Source organism: Flavobacterium soli DSM 19725 (genome assembly GCF_000422705.1).
Classification (GTDB): Bacteria; Bacteroidota; Bacteroidia; order Flavobacteriales; family Flavobacteriaceae; genus Flavobacterium; species Flavobacterium soli.
This window is the reverse complement of record NZ_AUGO01000007.1, coordinates 270,944-287,585: the sequence shown is the minus strand read 5'-3', so window position 1 is coordinate 287,585 and position 16,642 is coordinate 270,944. Positions and strand designations below refer to the sequence as shown.

Genomic DNA, 16,642 nt, shown 5'->3' with positions numbered 1-16,642 from the left:
TTGAACCATGACACCAACCAAAAACCACATCGGACGCAAGATCAGCCGCATCCGCGAATTAAAGGATATGAAACAGGAAGCCTTGGCCCAGGCCATGGGCACCAGCCAGCAGGCGGTTTCCATTATGGAGAACAGCGAAACGATTGAGGAGGACAAACTGGCTGAGGTGGCGAAGGCACTTGGGGTTAGTGTTGAAGCTATTAAGAATTTTAGTGAAGAAGGCGTGATCAATTATTTTAATAATTTTAGTGATAACAGTATTAATCAAGGTCCAATAGGTGCTCACAATGTTTGTCACTTTAATCCTTTGGATAAATTAATGGAATCGGTAGAAGAGAATAAAAGACTTTATGAACGATTATTGAAAGCCGAGCAAGATAAAATTGAATATTTGGAAAAACTACTAAAAGTGAGATAGGCTTTTATTAATGACATATTAATTTTAAAAAGAGGCGTTAAGGCCTCTTTTTTATTAAAATAATAACTTTTAAAAGGGAGTTTATTGGATTATGATATAATGATCAATAAAAATATTTGTGAATGTGCTACTAAAAAGTAGGATTAGAAAAGTAATTTAATAAAATCAAATAAATATTTATTAAATTTTTTAAAAGGGATAGTGATTAAGTAATACTAAATTGAAAGTACAGCTATAACCCATTCCTGCTACTTGCAGACGTTAATAAAGATTGTCGTGAGTACTTTTTAAATTACGAACACTTATATATCAAGGCACAAACTTCAAGAAATCCCGAAGATTATTGGCACTATTTCGAAACCTTACTAAAAATTTGTTCAGATAACATAAACAATTTAATAAATATTATATCATCAGTTCTTGCTAGTAGTTCCCAACAAATAGAAAAAGTAATTATCGAAGATTATATAATTAATGCAATTGTAAACGCATCGGCAGAGCAATTAAATATAGACAATAAGGAGTTTCTTAGAATCCGAAATTTAGAACGAAGTTTATTAATAGAATATTCAAAAAAGATAAACCATACTTTTATAAAATTTTTGAATAAAAAAGTTAACAAAACAATTTATGATACTGTCTTAAGATCTTACTATTCAAGATTATTATGGGACTGTTACTCTCAAAGGAACTCGATGATCCATAGTTTTGAACTAAATGTGAAAAAGGTTTAGTTTTAATTGACTTAAAATTCCCTACTATTACTTCACGATTTAGAGATACATTGATCAATTCAATGATAAAAAATAAGCAATTAAATTTTAAAAAATTAATTGACACACTGCATCGTTAAAAATTCTTGCCTACAATTTAAATCATAAATGATATTATAAATTACCTTTTAACAGTAATGAGCTTGTTTTTTTCGTACCGTATAGGAATGCCGGCAAAGCTACCTCCTTAAATAAAATAATGATAACAGTTAAAAAACAAAGTACCATTAAAAGGAGAATTATAGTTTTGGATCCTGGATTAATACATTCATACTTCAAACCAAAAAAGTTGAGTTTAAACGATTCACTTGACTTAGATTTTTCCATTTTTAAATAGATTTAGTTATATAAGTCCAAATTTCGTGCGTTATCTGAATTCTAAAAGGAACAAAGCTTCACTAATTTTGATACATCTTGTTCCTGTTGTATATCAACAGCTTACAGATCAAGGCCGTTTTTTATAAGATATAAGGAATGCCATTTTTTAACCATCTCTATAGCATAGCCCTCCAATTCCTGCTCCCGATAAAAGAAACGAGAATGACTTAAAAAAATCGCGATAATATTGTAAAATCTGAATTTCGGATCATATTCCTTTTGTGGTGTTCTTGTTTCATTCTTTAAATAATTATAAAACCCTCCGACAAAATCAACTATAAATCTTTCCTCTGGTTCTGAAAACCTATTTTCACTTTTAATCTGTATTGCTCCATTTTGTTCTTTTTCAAAATGAACTTTATAAAGTTCTGTATCTATCTCGACCCTGTTTGTATATTGATACCTTTTTATTGCATCACTAATTAGCTGCAATGGCAAAGTGGAATTTATAGACTGCTCGCCATCTACACCCTCCATTTTAAATAATATGCTTTCAATCTTTTGCCCTTTTTGAATGCCACTCATCAAACTTTTAAATGCTTCAAATTCTGGAAAATTAGAAGGACTTCGCATTCCTTGTCCTGTAACCTGATGACCAATATAAAAATTAACCTGCACCAAGCATTGATATAAGTGTGCTAGATCCGGTCCTATATTTTCAAGACCAAAACGCTTACTAAAATACATCGCAGCACTAATAGCATCAGCTCTTTTGATATCTTCACCTAATCCTAAAAAATTCCTTGGAAAATATTTTTCCAGCTTGACCATATCAGCCTTAATATTTTGATAGGGTAAAACTCTCCGAAAATTCGATCTCCTAATCCAGTTTCGAACAACTTTCGACTTTTCAGTATCTGAATCTCCATCTTTAAACACATTTATAAGGCAAAACCCCATCAATTTTGCGATACATGTCATTAAAACATTGGGTGTACGTACTTCCTTCTCAATCTTAAAAAGACCAGTTTCTATAAATAGATTGTAGAAAGAAATTGCCAGCTTGAACCTATAATTTAATTTGTCTTTATTTTCGTGAAATCTAAGCGGGTACCTTTCCAAATCTTTCTTCCAATCTTTAAAAAGTAAATTATTATAGTGTTCCTTAAAATGTTCTATAAATTCACCGGCAAGCCATTCGTGTTCAATCTTTATGACTGCATCGTTAAATAAAAAATTTATCCCTTCCAGCCTAGAGCCTTTATTTGCTGGGTCAAGTAAATTTAAAGGATTTGCTTTTGTAAGTATTTCAATTGCTTTAGCACTTTCTTTTGGTGCTGTAGTTATTAGTTTTTTACTGGATTCCATTTCCCAAAAGACAATATCATCTGTATAATTTTGCTGGGCAATGGCAATAATCTCAAAAATAAGATCCCGAATTTGAAGCAAACCGTTATCATTAATAACTTCCATTATTTTATAGTAGGTTTTCTTTGGTAATATTATCTTATAGTAGGTATGACTAGGCACTACTCCATGCTCTGCAGATCGATCGTGAAAAACATCTCCAAAATATTCTATAAGTAAGCCTAATTGCCTGTTGGTCTGCTGAATAAAATTATCATACGGTGGTTTTTCAGGACTACGATACAATTCCAACTCAAAAACTTCTAATACTTCATTTGCTTTACTAATTGGATACTGTTTACCTGAGTTTTTATTATAAATTGGAATAAAGTGTCTAATTTTGTCACTATATTCTTTAAATACGTATGTGTGCTTCATTTCTCTTGCTTTTGTACCATCGTAATTTTTTCTTTCTTCTTTCACATTGTCATTGTGTTATTCATTGTTATCCTTTGGACTCATCTAGTAAAGCTTAAATTTTATACTTTTTAATGAAAGTATAAAATTACAAATAAGAAACCTAAAAACGCCTGCACTTTAGTGATAACATTTACTAGATTTTTACTACGTTTTCCTCTGCATAATCAGTTATTTAGGATTTTGAACTGAGCATTCTCAGCGATTTAAAGACAATAAAGTCGAGCGATATTATTAAGCAACAAGTTCTATGTAGCTTTAATTAGCAGTAGTTTTAATAGGACCATTTTTTACTAATTAAAAAATGTTTAGTAGATAGAAAACTCCATCAACTTATTGTAGGTATGTTTGAATTAGCGCACTAAAAAAAGTAATATTAGGAAGCTGCAATTGCTATCTTGCATACTCATATGCCCCTGATGCCATAAGTATTTCGATATACAGTCATGATCTAAAAAGTAGTTTCGAGTATGCCTATAGGGTGGTTGAGCATACCCATAACGCACACCACGAGTAAAAAAGTTGTAATTCCAAGTTCTTTTAATGAAAAAGCAAGTTCTTTTCCAGTAAGTTGAGCCAAATAACTTGGGCGTTGAGATAATAGTCTTGTTTTTACAAGAGCCAGAGATGGCGTTTCAGAGGAAAGCTTCCTGAGCGAGTTTTTAGTGTCGCTCGATACGTTCTGGAAATGATAGAGTAGGAAATTAAGCTCTTTGAGTAGTTTCTTTGCTAAAAAGGAGATACTGTGAAGCCTTGCTAGTAATGGTTTTTATAAAGGTTGGATATTTTTTTTAAATTATTTTAGGTTTTTACGGAAAACCGTAAGGAATGCTATTTCTGCCTATGTAGTTTTGAAATCAAAATTAACTTAATCAATAAATAATAGACTATGGCATTTTTAGATCACAATGGGGAAAGCGAGTTTCCAATGTCGAAAGACAAAGTTTTCGAGGCAATGAAAAAAGCAATTCCGACAATTAACGGATTGAAAATTGAAAGCGCAGATCGATTACAGGGTAGGTTTGTAGTAAAAGCAGGAGTTAGTTTGCATAGTTGGGGCGAAAATATTCCTATTCAGTTATCAGAAATTTCGGAGAACCGAACCAAAGTTCAAATAACTTCTTCACCAAAAACAGGAATAATGTTTGGCGGGGCATTTGATATGGGAAAAAATAGAAAAAATATTGAAAATATTCTTTCCAGCACTTCTAGGATATTGTCTTCTGAAAGTGAAACTAATACTTCCGCAATAAAACAAATCAATACTATTCAACCCACAAATAATTATCCAACTTCTCAAAATTTAAATTTTATGGAAAACAACAATTCGAATTCAAGTGCTTGGTATGAAAAAACTTGGTTAGTCGTAATTTTATGCATACTCTTTTTTCCAGTTGGACTTTATGCCCTTTGGAAGAACTCCTCAATTTCAAAAGGTTGGAAAATTGGAGTTACCGTGATTATTAGCTTGATCGTAATCGCAAATTTAGGCGATAAAGATAAAACTTCAACACCAACAGAAACTGTAGTTCAAACCGAACAAGCAAATGATACAGAAATTGAAACAGTTGCTACTGTAGAAAAAGATAAAGCTGATATTGAAAAGGAATCAATTATTGAAAAATTGAAAGCGAAAGCAAATAGAGATTGGCCAAATGATTTTACTACACAAGAGTTTTGGGTTAACGAACAAATTGACGCTTACGAATATATGCTCACTATTGAAAACAATTCTATAAAAGCAAAAGCACAACAAGATTGGCCTTTAGATTTTACAACTCAAAAATTTTGGTATAACGAACAGATTGAAGCCCGAGAACGAATGAAATAGAAAAAGCTACAGCTATAAGCGATTTTACGAGATTATAAAATATTTGGAAATTTCATTTTTTCTACTAAAATTCTATCTTAGTAGAAAATATAGGTGTTCAAACTTCGTAACCTCGCAAAGCCGCTAGAAGTTGCCTGACATTTTGAAATTCAATTCTTAAAAAAATAAAAATTGTTAAATAGACAGATAAAAATTGGTCAATCCATAAGTCATCTAAAAAAAATATACTTAGATACAAATTATTGGATTAGAATAACAGATTGTAAAACTCCTGAAGATAAAGCATTACTCAGTGTTTTGGAAAAGTTAGTAAAAGAAGATAAAATAATTGTGCCAACTAGTGAAATTACATTTTGGGAAATTCTTAAGCAAACAGATATGAATTCATTGCGAAAGTCTGCTCAACTTATTGATAGATTATCCAAGGGAATTTCAATAGTAAATGAAAAAGAAAGACAAAAACTTGAATTCATAGATTTTGTAAGACGACATACAAGTAATCAGTTTTATGATATTAATACAGTTGTATGGACTAAATTATCACTAAATCTATTAAATCCTTTCTTTGTAAAACAGAATCCGGAAATGCTAAATGAAAGATTTGTAGATTTCCTAGAAAACTTAACTTTTGAAAAAATCATAAGTTTCCTGGAATCAACTTCAAATCTAAAACCTTTTTATTTTAAAGACAACATTGAAGCATTGAATTACGCTAAGGAACAATATAGTACTCAAAATAAAAATTTTAATGAAATGTATTTATCTGAACTTGGAGGTTATTTAGAAGTATTTGAGAATGATTTTAATCAGTATTACGAGGAAATGTATTTTTCAGAAACAGGAAAAATTGTTTCTGAAGAGGAAAAGAAGAATATAGATTCAAAAGGATGGTGTAATATGATTTATAATTTTTCAAAGTATAACAAGTTTAAAAATGAACTACCATCATATAGAATATTTCCGTTAATGAATGCCGAGATTAGATGGAATAAAACAAGAAAATATAAAGATGGGAACGACACTATTGATTTTTTACATGTAACGGCATCTCTTCCATATTTTGACTTTTTTTTTACTGAAAGAGAATTACGCTCAATAATTAATAAGCATAAACTGAATGACATATATAATTGCCATGTTTTAAGTAATATAAATGATGTTTTAGGAATTTTACAAAAAAACTTTACATAACAGCCTGCTCCTTAAATGACGTGAGGTGTTATTCTTAGAAGAGATTAATAATTAATTTATAAGGGGTACGAGGTAGAAATGAATTAAATAAATATTTGATTTTCAATGACTAAAATGTAAAATGGAAAAATTAGAACAAGTAAAACCTTATTTAGCAGAAATGGATTCTTTGTTTAAAGAATTATATGACGAATTTAATAACTCTGATTTAGTAAAAAGGAATGAATTGCCTACATATCGGGGTATATATGTTTTCTACGAAAAAGGAAAACCAATTTATGTTGGGCGTGCAAATAATATTCGTAAAAGAATTCAATGGCATACTAGAAAAAGTTCAGGAAGTGAAAGTGCGAGTTTTGCTTTTAACCTTGCGAAAATAGAGTATGTGAAGAATGGCAAAATATCAAAGAAAAGAAAGGAACTAATGCAAATTGAAGAGTTTATAGAAATTTTCACAAAGCATAAATTGAAATTAATAAATATTGAATTCAAATTTATTGCTATACAGAATGATATTTTACAGACAATGTTTGAACCATACCTTGCTCTCAAATTAGGAACATATCCAATTAATAACACGTTTGAAAATCATTGATGGAACTTAGACCCGATCTCTCGAATCTTCACAACAGTTCACGCAGAATTGCATTCTGTGCCCACAAACCACAACCGCAAAGCAACTTGCGGTTTTTTTGTTTATAGTAGCTTCCTTGCTGGCGCGTGCTCAATGTCATTAAGTTAAGCTGTTTTTTTTTTGTCATTCCGAAGAATGAGGAATCACATCATCTAAATCCAAGTTTGCAGAGCTACTTTATGAGATTCCTCATTCTTCGGAATGACAAAACGGAATCTTTATATTCTTAACTTAATAACATTGGGCGCGTGCTTCTAGCTCGTAAACACAAAGTGAAGCCACTTTTTCTGGCAAAGATTCTAATCTTCTAACCTTTTCAATATTAGCTTTCGTAAACGCTCTTCATGCTCATCACCCCAACCCCCGATGGCTGCAATTATAGGAATTAGCGTTTTTCCAAAATCCGTCAGGCTATACTCCACTTTTGGCGGCACAACAGGGTAAATTACTTTTGAAACCAGTTCGTGATCTTCCAATTCCTTCAGCTGAATATTCAGTACCCTGCGTGAAGCATCCGGTATTGTGCGTTGCAATTCGCTCGGCCTTTGAAACCCTTCATTAATAAACCAAAGCAAACGGATCTTCCATTTGCCATAGAGCACTTCGCCTATAAGATCAAGTCCGCAATTTAAGTTCGGTAGTGTTTTTCTCTCATACATACTACAAAAGTAAACCTATCTGCCAATTCCTGCAATAGGGGAAAAATTTATCCCTATGTGAATCGTAACTCCGTACTTGTGAGAAACTTACATACTTCAGAAATTTGTACCTAACAATTTTAAAACGACTATACGATGGATTATCAAAACGAATTATCAGGCAAAATTGCCTTAGTAACAGGAGGTACAAAAGGAGCCGGTAGCGCAATTGCAGAAAGGTTGCTACAAGCTGGAGCAACGGTTATTGTCACTGCGAGAAACGCACCAGAAAAAGAGAACAGCAAACTGCATTTCATTGCGTCCGACTTGAGCAAAGCAGAAGGAACACAAAAAGTAATCAGCGAAGTGCTTTCGGCTTACGGAAGGCTTGACATTTTGGTGAACAATCTTGGTTCATCCACAACGCCTGCCGGTGGCTTTACTGCATTATCTGATGAAGATTGGGAATCGACTCTACAGGCTAATTTGCTTGCTCCAGTACGATTGGACAGGGGATTTTTACCGCAAATGCTAGATCGAAAAAGCGGTGTCATTATTCACATCGCTTCTATCAAAGGTATATTGCCATTGTACGATTCTACTTTGCCTTATGCGGCTGCAAAAGCAGGATTGAGAAACTATAGTAAGAGTCTATCAAATGAAGTTTCGCCTAAAGGTGTCCGGGTGCTAACTGTTTCTCCTGGATGGATCAATACAGGAGCATCGAAAGCGTGGTTGGCTGAGATTGCAAGAAACGCCAATAGCACTGTAGAAGAAGCACAGCAAGGCGTTATGGATGCATTGGGCGGAATACCTTTCGGCAGACCTGCTGAGCCGGAAGAAGTAGCTGAATTGGTTGGTTTTCTTGTTTCTCCGAGAGCCAGTTATTTATCAGGAACCGAATATGTAATCGATGGCGGTACAGTACCAACAATTTAATAATTTTTAAAAAATAACAACAATGAACTTACCAAAAGTACTAACAGACTTGATTAAAGCACAGAACGAATTTGACGCCGTGACGTATGCCAATTTGTTTTCAGAAACTGCCGTAGTCTTTGACGAAGGTAAAACACACAAGGGAAGACTTGAGATAGAGCGTTGGATCGATCACTCCAACAAGAACTACCAAGCAGTGATGCAACCACTGGAATATACCGAAAACGGAACAACAAGCATCGTAACGGCTGAATGTTCAGGAACATTTCCGGGAAGCCCTATCACGCTAAAGTTTCACTTTGATATTGTTGAGGGACAAATTCAGCATTTAAAAGTAACCGATTAAATATAGCAGAGCGTGACTATCTTTGGTCACTCTCTATTTTAAAAATTCAAATTATGAGCTATTGTGTTGCCATCGAAACTATGCTGTCTGAAGAAAAGAAAGCATTGCATAAAAATTACCACGACAAGTATTACGGCTTTGCCATCCACGATGACAATGAGTTGTTCTGTCGTTTGGTCTTGGAAATCAATCAGGCCGGGTTAAGCTGGGAAACCATTCTGAAAAAAGAAGCCTCCTTCAGGAAAGCGTACAGTAACTTCGATATTAAAAAAGTGGCGAACTACACCGAAAAAGACAGCGAAAGGCTTTTAGCCGATGCCGGAATCATACGTAACCGCTTAAAGGTAAATGCTGCCATCGAAAATGCAAAAACAATCCTGACGCTACAGGCAGAATTTGGATCCTTCGAGAAATGGCTTGAACACCATCGTCCCAAAACAAAAGAAGAATGGGTGAAATTGTTTAAAAAGACTTTTCGTTTCACAGGCGGTGAGATTGTAAATGAATTTTTAATGAGTATTGGTTATTTGCCTGGAGCACATTCAGAAAATTGTCCTGTCTATAAGCAAATACTTAGAGAAAAACCTATGTGGATGAAAAAGTGAAAATGAGAGATGCTACTTTAATGGCATTAGATAATTATTATCAATAGATGTTCTGATCGCTTGGATATCCACAACAGTTCGCGCAGAATTGCATTCTGTGCACATAAGACACAACCGCAAAGCAACTTGCGGTTTTTTGTTTATATTAGCTTATCAATCACAATTAAACAAGTGCAATCAAAATCGAGTTGAAACCCATTATGTTATTTATTATCTAATGCTTTGCAAAGGTCAAAGTTGTAAACGTTAGCAGTCATTGTATGACAGTACATTAAAAAAGATGCAAATGAACATCCAAGAACAAATCCGAGATTACATTGCTTCACAGCCTGACACAAAACGTTTAGACATTGAAGCTTTGCACAAACGCATACTTCTGGCAATTCCAAAAGGTAGACTATGGTTTTTAGACGGTAAAGATGACAAAGGGAAAATTGTCAGTAATCCCAATATAGGCTATGGACTTCAGACCCTAAAATATGCTGACGGCAAAACCAAAGAATTTTACCAAATTGGTATCAGTGCAAACACGAAAGGAATATCGGTTTATATTATGGGTATTCAGGACAAAAAGTATTTACCTGAAACCTATGGAAAAACAATAGGTAAGGCAAGTGTAACGGGCTATTGTATTAAGTTCAAAACCCTTAAAGACATCAATATTGAACTACTTGAAGCGGCAATTCGAGACGGTGTGAAGCAAACCTCTTAGAGGATCATAAGATAGGGAATGATTTTAAATAGTAGGGTGGGTTTTTTGGGCTAAGGCAGGTAGCTAAAAAATGTAGAGAACAGAAAAGCTTTTTTTAAACAAGTGTCTTCTTTAAGTTTAGAATCGGTGTTTGTATTATTCTTGTAATTTATTTTGTTAATTTTTATTTTATATTTGCGGTAATGTGCTTCTATGATACAATCTAAGAAGCATTCATCAATTTAGAACTACCTCTTTCCATAACTAATACTATATGACAGAAGATTACAAAAAAGAAATTCAAACCTATTATGAAGAATGCAATAGGGATTATGAGATTGTATTGCAGCTTAAAAACGCACTAGCCTTGCATTATGGTTATTGGGATGAAAATACCCTAACACACAGGCAGGCTCTTTGGAACAATAATTATCAAGTGGCAAAGCATGCACAGATCAAGAAATCAGATGTTGTTTTGGATGCCGGATGTGGGGTGGGTGGCACCTCTATCTTTCTAGCCAACCACATTGGTTGCAAAGTCCACGGTATTTCCTTGTCGCCTTTTCAGGTGGAACAGGCCAAGAAGAATAAGCAAAATTTGGATTCGAACAATCTTACTGATTTTTCGCTTCAAAATTATTGCAATACCAATTTTGAAGACAATACCTTTGATGTCATATTTGCAATAGAAAGTGCCCTCTATTCTGAACCAAAGGATGGCTTCCTGAAAGAAGCTTTTCGGATATTGAAGCCCGGCGGAAGGTTAATCGTGGCGGATTGGTTTCTAAAAGCCCATCAGGATCCAAAAGATACTGAAATTGTGAGAAAGTGGGCCAAAACGTGGGCGGCCAATAGTTTTATTTATGAGGGAAGCTACCTAAAGGATTTGGAAAAAATCGGCTATGCAAATGTTATGTCTGATGATGTTTCGGAAAATGTTTTTCCTTCCATAAAGTTGTTGCATAGGTCGTATTATCCTGGAATTTTTATCAGCAGAATTTCTCATGCCTTCGGAAGAAGAACAGCTGCACAAGTTGAAAACAGCAAGTGTGGAAAATACCAATATCAAGCTTATAGAAGAGGCCTGTGGCGTTATAAATACCTTTTAGCTTTTAAGCCTTCTGCCGAAAACGTTTCTATTTCTGAAACCTATATGAAGCAGGATATTCCCATTGTACCCTATATAGATCATGAAGTGATTCGTGAAAGATTTCCAATTGTTTCGAGAAAGGGCGTCTCTGTTAGAAATATGTTGAAAAGGGTAATGCATTCTTATTTGGAGACCAATATTAGAAAAAGCGATAAATGGTTTTAGAGATTGTTTTTTCATAAGGCAAGCGTTCTGTAAAACTTGATATCCCTGGCTATTGCGCGAAAATGTCATTCAGTTAATTGGTTTAGTTGTCCTTCCCACTAAGGAGGAAACCCCATAGAAGGAAATCTTAGGAAAGACAAGATTGTAACGATTGTGATTCTTCCTTCGAGGGAAGGACAAAATAATGGAGAAAACCTCGATACAATAAAAGTAAATATGCTTCCATCAGATTCTGAGTTTGTAGTATTATATATTTTATAGTCATCTGTAGTATTGTATTTCCTCTTTTAAAACAAACCTTCCAAAGCTTTATTTTGTATTCCAATTTTGGTGTAATCAAAATCCAATTTGTTTTTCAAAAGAGAAGCATACACACTTCTGAAATCAATTTCGTGTTTCAAATCGCCATTGTCCAAGTCGGCAAGATTGGGATTGTTTCCCATAATTTTCCCTCGGTTATTTCCTCCAATTACAAACATAGGTGCAGCCGTTCCATGATCGGTGCCTCGTCCATTGTCTTTCACTCGGCGACCAAATTCTGAGAAAACTACAATTGTCACGTTTTGCAATTGCTGTGATTTTTTCAAATCTTGATAGAAACTATAAACGGCATCGTTGAGATCCGTCAATTTGTTTTTGTGAATGGTGAGTTGATTGTCGTGGGTATCAAAACCGCCAAGAGAAGTATAATACACCTTTGAATTCAGTTTTCCTTTTATCAATTTAGAAATCCATTCCAGATTTTTTGCCAAGGCCGTTTTAGGATAAACCACATCCGCAGGAGCTGATTTTGCCAAAGCTTTTTGGATTTCATCCGAGCCTTCCACAACAGAATTGGCTATTTTTCGAACAAAATCCAATTGTGGGTTTTTGGATAATTGACTGTCGTTTTCACCCTTTTTTTTGGTTTTGAATCGGTCTGGATCTTTTACAGTAATCGAGTTGGGTTCTTCACCTTTTAGGGCTAAATTGTCAATACTGTCAATGTTTATTCCAGCCGTCGGTTGGTGCTCTTTGCATTGCAAATCCAGATAACGCCCCAGCCAGCCGTCACTTAGATATTCCTGATGGGTGGGTGCGGTTTGCCAAATTTCCTGACTTCTAAAATGGGAACGAACCGGATTCGGGTAGCCTACATTTTGTATTACTGACAAGTCGCCACTTTGCTGGATGCTGGCAAATCCTTTCAAAGCGGGATGAAACGCCATTCCTTTGGATGAATTCAGCACTTCAGTTTTAGAAAGGGCAATTTTTGGACGAACATCATAATACAGTGCATCTTCAAATGGGATGAAGGTGTTCAGCCCATCGTTTCCTCCATTCAATTGAACGAAAACGATGCATTGTTCGCCCAAAACCAAATTGGTTTGGGAGCCAAAAGAGTATAGGAAATTAGGTAATAGGAGTGAACCACCTGTGAAAGTCCCTGTTAGGGTTAAAAAGTTTCTTCTGTTCATTTTCTTGATTTTTTTAAATGAGTTGGAATTCAGGTGTTTTAACCATAAAATTAAACAATCGTAATACCGCATTTTCTGAACCTTCGGTTTTGCTATCGAAATCGTATTTTAGTATTTTTTCAAAATCTTGTTGGTCGGTTTCATCCGTTTGAAACAACAATCTATTTTTGAGTTCGGCGATGATTTGCTTGTTGTCGCCTTCTTTGTTCCATTCTAATTTTACTTTCAGTTGCTGGTTTGGATTTTGCTTCTTCATTGCTTCCTCTTCCATCATCGAGCTGTCATTGTTTATTTTTTTGGCTAGGGCTAAGTTTTTTCTATTGCAAATCAAATCGGCAATGTTGTTTCGTTGCAAGAAAACTTGTGAAGTGAGCCAGGAATTTCCGCCGTCCCATCCTTTTACATTGGGTTGGTTGAACAAATTCATTCCTTGGTCCTTGATGAATGTGGCAATCAATTTACCATCAGGGTTTTGTACATTCAGTTCGTGCATCATTTGCAGCACATACTCCAATGGATTTTTTATTTTGGACCCCGCATTGTCTTTGGTATATTCTTCGGTGAAAATTTTGGTCAATAGGGGCTTAATTTCAAAATTCATTTTCTTGAAATAATCGCCATAATACTGAACCATTTCTTCCTTTGGATGATCGTAAATGAACCATTTCAATATCTTTCGGGTAATAAGATACGGAATGTTGGGCTGTTCGAAAATGATGTCAATCATTTCGTCTACTTTGAAATTCCCTTTTTTTCCGAGATAAACAAAAGGTTCATTATCCTCGAATTTTTTTCTGTAAACCGCATTTTCTTCGCCAATGCCCAATCCCGCTAGACCTTTGGCTCCATTTTTAATATCTTGTTCGGTATAATTGCCAATACCTAGGGTGAAAAGTTCGAGTAATTCTCGACTTAGGTTTTCGTTTAATTTGTGTTTTCGATTGTCGACATTGTCCAAATATCGCACCATCGCATTGCTTTGGATGATTTTTTTTGTCAAGGTTTTATAATTGCCAAATGCGTTTTCTCTGAGAATTTGATTGTGCTGAAAAATATAATAATTCACCCTTACTTTCTGGAAAGTCGAAACATAATGATTGTGCCAGAAACAAGTCATTTTTTCGCGAAGCGGAAATTCGTCTTCCCTCATTTTGTTAATCCACCACATTTTCATTTCCAATGAAGTTTGAATTTTTTCTTTTTGCATTTCTTTCTTTTTGTCAGGACTGTCTTTTGTCATTTTTCGAATTTCCTTGAAATCAGCAAGGGTTTTGGGACTGTCTTTAAGAAAATCAGGAATTTTAGAATCAATTTTTGTAGCAAAAGATTCATCCAAGAACTTTTTCAAACCTATTTTTTCAATGGTTTTGGCTTGTTTTGCCGAATATCCGAGTCGCAATGACCAAAGAGTTGGAGTGTACATAAGTTAGATGCTTTCAAAGTTGGACTTCGATTTTAGAAAAGGGTTTAATATGCTGCAATATTCTTTTATTTTTACTAAAAAAGCATTTGTGATATTTCTTTTTTTTTCCGTTCAAATCACTTAAATGCAATTGAAGTGCATCAATTGAAATATTGATTTTCCAAAGTTACAATCCCAATAAGAAACAAACAAACACAGTCCAAAAGATAATTAGCAAAAACGTGCTGATTCAAAAATAAAAACAAATGGTAAATACAGACAGGAATAAACCCCGAGCCTCTCGGATATCCATACTATTTTGATCAGAATTGCATACTGTGCCTTACAAACAGAAACCGCAAAGCAACTTGCGTTTTTTGTTTATAGTAGCGACTTGTGATGGTGAGAGCTTCTAGCTTGTTAACACAAAGAGTATAAAGAAATAAATTGTATTTTTGTTTGAGGCCATGAGCTAGAAGCTCGCAGTCAATGTCATTAAGTTAATCGGTTTAGTTGTCCTTCCGACGAAGGAGGAAACTCATCAGAAGGAAGTCTAAAGAAAGAAAATATTGTAAATCGATTGCGATTCCTCCTTCGTCGGAAGGACAAAATAATGGAGAAAACCTCGATAAAATAAAAGTAAATATGCTTCCATTAGATTCCGAGTTTGTTGTATTATATATTTTATATGCATCTGCATTACTGTATTTTCTTATTGGATATCTAAAAACAAAAAAAGTAATTAATACAGTTAATCTAATTGTTTTTGCTTTTTATGCAATATTGATGGTATTTATATTTGTTTATAAAGAAAATTTTAAAGGAGGAAATTCTTTAGCTGTATTATTTTATGGATTCCTATTTTTATGGATTCATTTTTCAATTAATGGATTAATTGCTATAGTAAATTACTTGAGAAAAATTCTATGATGAAAAAGACAATTACATTTCTATTTTTGACAGTATATTTAGTAAGTAGTGGACAATCTAGAATTGAAAAAGAAACCGAGTTTAAAAAAGATTCTATTTCCAATCTTTTGGATATGAAGAGGCTAAGTAATGTTGTGGAATCTGGAGAAGCAGAAAAACTATATAGAGAATTCCTTGAGAGACGTGAAATTAAAATAAAGTTTGAGCAAAAGGAATGGTTAAAACATAATAATGATATAAATCATAAAAGTCCGAGATGGAATATGATTTCCGACTTACTAGAAAACTATCTTAATTCTGAACTAAATAAAAGTCAAATAATAGATTTACTCGGAAAACCATTTGAGTTTGAACAAAGAGTTGTGGATTCAACAAGTGAAAAGCTGAATTTAATGCTTTATCCTGTTGGTGCATATAGTGGATTTGGAATTGATTTTGACTTTTTAGTTATCGCTCTTGATGAAAATAACAAGAAGATTAAAATATGGGTAGAACAGCACTAATCTTTAGATGATCTAACTGTAACCAATAAACACCATAACCAAATGAAATTCGAAAAACATTTCCCAACCCTACAATTACAGCCCTACATCAAGTATTTTGTAGTGTCGGAGAATGAGTTGGAAATGGAGTACAAGGTTTTTCCCTCATCGGGATTGGTGATCGGTTTTCAATATAAGGGACAACTTGCTACCGTAAAAGACAACACCGAAAGCCAGCTCACTACAGCCGGAATTACAGGAATCACGGATGGTTATAAGATTTTTAAAAATTCGGCAAACATCGGAACTATATTGATCTACTTTACCGAAATAGGCTTTACCCATTTTGCTTCGCATCCCGCCAATGCATTATTTAACCTGAGCCTTTCTCTGGAGGATGTATTTGATAAAAAAAGTGTAGCAGAAGTAGAAGAAAAATTGGCATTAGCTTCTACTGACAACCAAAGGATAAAAATAGTCGAACGGTTTCTGCTATCCCAACTCAAAGACATTCAAACCGACAAATTGATCGTGGAAGCCGTGAAGCTCATCTATCAAAGCAAAGGTACAATTCGCATCAATCAACTGAACGAAAAGCTGTTTATCAGTCAGAGTCCGTTTGAAAAGCGGTTCAGAAAAGTGGTGGGAACGTCAGCCAAAAAGTTTGCCTCGATCGTTCGCTTTAATGCCGTTATTGACAATTTAACCGAATCTAAAACGCTGACCGAAATCTGCTATGAAAATAATTTCTTCGATCAAGCTCATTTCATCAAGGACTTCAAGCAATTTACAGTCGACACTCCCGAAAACTTCAAACGTTTCTTGTAGAAAAACGATTTTTTACAATT

At 34.2% G+C, this 16,642-nt stretch carries 15 protein-coding genes; 11 read left to right on the top strand and 4 right to left on the bottom strand.

The window, feature by feature from the left end; genetic code table 11:
- The first annotated feature begins 7 nt into the window (after positions 1-7).
- Positions 8-418 carry a helix-turn-helix domain-containing protein gene (locus G508_RS0110525; RefSeq protein WP_035694528.1) on the top strand — a complete coding sequence of 137 codons (411 nt, stop codon included), beginning with the start codon at positions 8-10 and terminating at the stop codon, positions 416-418.
- Between the two features lie 1,211 nt (positions 419-1,629).
- On the opposite strand, the gene G508_RS0110515 is transcribed toward G508_RS0110525, so the two are convergent.
- The gene (locus G508_RS0110515) at positions 1,630-3,339 is read right to left on the bottom strand and encodes a hypothetical protein (RefSeq protein ID WP_035694524.1); all 1,710 of its coding nucleotides are present in this window, start codon (positions 3,337-3,339) and stop codon (positions 1,630-1,632) included.
- An 883-nt stretch (positions 3,340-4,222) separates the two neighbouring features.
- Between G508_RS0110515 and G508_RS0110510 the strand changes: the two genes are divergently transcribed.
- From G508_RS0110510 to G508_RS0110500, 3 genes are all read left to right on the top strand, one after another.
- On the top strand, positions 4,223-5,164 hold the full coding sequence (locus G508_RS0110510) for a hypothetical protein (protein ID WP_026705279.1): 942 nt from the start codon (positions 4,223-4,225) through the stop codon (positions 5,162-5,164).
- A 171-nt stretch (positions 5,165-5,335) separates the two neighbouring features.
- On the top strand, positions 5,336-6,355 hold the full coding sequence (locus tag G508_RS0110505; protein WP_026705278.1) for a hypothetical protein: 1,020 nt from the start codon (positions 5,336-5,338) through the stop codon (positions 6,353-6,355).
- 121 nt (positions 6,356-6,476) lie between these two features.
- Positions 6,477-6,950 carry a GIY-YIG nuclease family protein gene (locus G508_RS0110500; protein ID WP_026705277.1) on the top strand — a complete coding sequence of 158 codons (474 nt, stop codon included), beginning with the start codon at positions 6,477-6,479 and terminating at the stop codon, positions 6,948-6,950.
- 338 nt (positions 6,951-7,288) lie between these two features.
- Here the strand turns inward: G508_RS0110500 and G508_RS0110495 are convergent, their stop codons facing one another.
- Positions 7,289-7,648, bottom strand: a complete 360-nt coding sequence (locus tag G508_RS0110495; protein WP_026705276.1) for a winged helix-turn-helix transcriptional regulator — start codon at positions 7,646-7,648, stop codon at positions 7,289-7,291.
- Between the two features lie 135 nt (positions 7,649-7,783).
- Here G508_RS0110495 and G508_RS0110490 point away from each other — a divergent pair, with 135 nt between their 5' ends.
- The 5 genes from G508_RS0110490 to G508_RS19555 all read left to right on the top strand — a co-directional run bounded on the left by G508_RS0110490 (position 7,784) and on the right by G508_RS19555 (position 11,523).
- Positions 7,784-8,566, top strand: a complete 783-nt coding sequence (locus G508_RS0110490; RefSeq protein ID WP_026705275.1) for an SDR family oxidoreductase — start codon at positions 7,784-7,786, stop codon at positions 8,564-8,566.
- 22 nt (positions 8,567-8,588) lie between these two features.
- Positions 8,589-8,912 (top strand): nuclear transport factor 2 family protein, encoded by a 324-nt coding sequence (locus tag G508_RS0110485; RefSeq protein WP_026705274.1) that lies wholly within the window; start codon positions 8,589-8,591, stop codon positions 8,910-8,912.
- A gap of 53 nt (positions 8,913-8,965) precedes the next feature.
- Complete coding sequence (locus tag G508_RS0110480; protein WP_026705273.1) at positions 8,966-9,517, top strand: DNA-3-methyladenine glycosylase I; 552 nt, start codon at positions 8,966-8,968, stop codon at positions 9,515-9,517.
- 286 nt (positions 9,518-9,803) lie between these two features.
- On the top strand, positions 9,804-10,229 hold the full coding sequence (locus G508_RS0110475) for a DUF1801 domain-containing protein (RefSeq protein ID WP_026705272.1): 426 nt from the start codon (positions 9,804-9,806) through the stop codon (positions 10,227-10,229).
- 253 nt (positions 10,230-10,482) lie between these two features.
- Complete coding sequence (locus tag G508_RS19555) at positions 10,483-11,523, top strand: methyltransferase domain-containing protein (protein WP_051197553.1); 1,041 nt, start codon at positions 10,483-10,485, stop codon at positions 11,521-11,523.
- Between the two features lie 287 nt (positions 11,524-11,810).
- On the opposite strand, the gene G508_RS0110465 is transcribed toward G508_RS19555, so the two are convergent.
- On the bottom strand, positions 11,811-12,980 hold the full coding sequence (locus G508_RS0110465) for a DUF1501 domain-containing protein (protein ID WP_026705271.1): 1,170 nt from the start codon (positions 12,978-12,980) through the stop codon (positions 11,811-11,813).
- 13 nt (positions 12,981-12,993) lie between these two features.
- On the bottom strand, positions 12,994-14,403 hold the full coding sequence (locus tag G508_RS0110460) for a DUF1800 domain-containing protein (RefSeq protein ID WP_026705270.1): 1,410 nt from the start codon (positions 14,401-14,403) through the stop codon (positions 12,994-12,996).
- A gap of 908 nt (positions 14,404-15,311) precedes the next feature.
- Between G508_RS0110460 and G508_RS0110450 the strand changes: the two genes are divergently transcribed.
- Together G508_RS0110450 and G508_RS0110445 are read left to right on the top strand one after the other, a co-directional pair.
- Positions 15,312-15,815 (top strand): hypothetical protein, encoded by a 504-nt coding sequence (locus G508_RS0110450; RefSeq protein ID WP_157485959.1) that lies wholly within the window; start codon positions 15,312-15,314, stop codon positions 15,813-15,815.
- 42 nt (positions 15,816-15,857) lie between these two features.
- Positions 15,858-16,622 carry a helix-turn-helix domain-containing protein gene (locus G508_RS0110445; RefSeq protein WP_026705267.1) on the top strand — a complete coding sequence of 255 codons (765 nt, stop codon included), beginning with the start codon at positions 15,858-15,860 and terminating at the stop codon, positions 16,620-16,622.
- Positions 16,623-16,642: the final 20 nt, after the last annotated feature.